Origin of the sequence: Kitasatospora sp. NPDC007106 (assembly GCF_040634455.1) — a bacterium.
GTDB lineage: Bacteria > Actinomycetota > Actinomycetes > Streptomycetales > Streptomycetaceae > Kitasatospora > Kitasatospora arboriphila.
This window is the reverse complement of sequence record NZ_JBEYFP010001384.1, coordinates 1-1,154: the sequence shown is the minus strand read 5'-3', so window position 1 is coordinate 1,154 and position 1,154 is coordinate 1. Positions and strand designations below refer to the sequence as shown.

Genomic DNA, 1,154 nt, shown 5'->3' with positions numbered 1-1,154 from the left:
TGGTGGCCGTCCCCGGGGCCCGGCCGGCGCCGTCCGCCCTGCGGGCGCACCTGTCCGCGGCGCTGCCCGAGTACATGGTGCCGGCGGTCTTCGTCCGGCTCGACGAGCTGCCGCTGAGTTCGGCGAACAAGGTCGACCGGAAGGCGCTGCCGGCGCCGGAGGAGGCCGGGGCGGCGGAGCGGGCGGCGGAGTTCGTGCCGCCGCGCAGCACGACGGAGCTGGTGCTGACCGCGATCTGGGCCCAGGTGCTCGGCAACGACGCGATCGGCGTGCACGACGAGTTCACCCGGCTCGGCGGCGACTCGATCACGGTCGTCCGGATGGTCGCCCAGGCGAAGCTGACCGGGCTGGACCTGACGCCGCGGATGGCGATGAGCCACCAGACGGTGGCGGAGCTCGCCGCGGCGCTCGACGCCGCCGCGGCGGACGGCCCGTCGACCGGCCGGGACTGGACGGCGCGGCCGGCCCGCGGGCGCGGCCGGGGCCGGCTCTCGGTGCGGCCGGACGACGGCCTGCGGGAGCTGCTGGCCGACCGGGCGATCCCCGGGGTGAGCGTCGCCGTGGTCGACGGCGGGGAGGTCGTGGACACCTGGCAGCTCGGGGTCGTCCGGGCCGGTGCGGCGGACCCGGTCGGTGACCGGACGCCCTTCCAGGTGGGCTCGATGAGCAAGCCCACCTCGGCGGTGGTCGCCCTCGCCCTGGCCGCCGAGGGGCGGCTCGACCTGGACACGGACGTCGCGGAGTACCTGCACGCCCTGCGCATCCGGGACGTGCACGGCGCGCCCGCGAAGGTGACCGTCCGTCAGCTGCTCAGCCACAGCGCCGGGCTGCCGATCGCCGGCTTCGCCGACTTCCACCCCGCGGAACCGGTGCCCGCCCTGGACGCGGTGCTGGACGGCACGGCGGTCGCCGGACGGCCTGCGCTCCGGGTGGACCCGCTGTTCGCCGGGCTGACCAGCTACTCGGCCACCAACTTCTCGGTGCTGCAGCAGGTGCTGGCCGACCTCACCGGGGAGCCCTTCGCCGAGCTGGCCCGGCGGCTCGTCCTCGGGCCGCTCGGGCTCGCGGACAGCAGCTTCGCCCAGGACCTACCGGACCACGCCGCGGTGCCGGTCGCCCTGGGCCACGACGCCGACGGCCGGCCGCTCGACGGC

1 protein-coding gene is annotated in these 1,154 nt (G+C 76.9%); it reads left to right on the top strand.

Annotated features, from left to right (window positions below):
- Nucleotides 1-1,154: serine hydrolase (locus ABZ641_RS38675; protein ID WP_359989380.1), on the top strand; the 1,154-nt coding region annotated here is incomplete at both ends.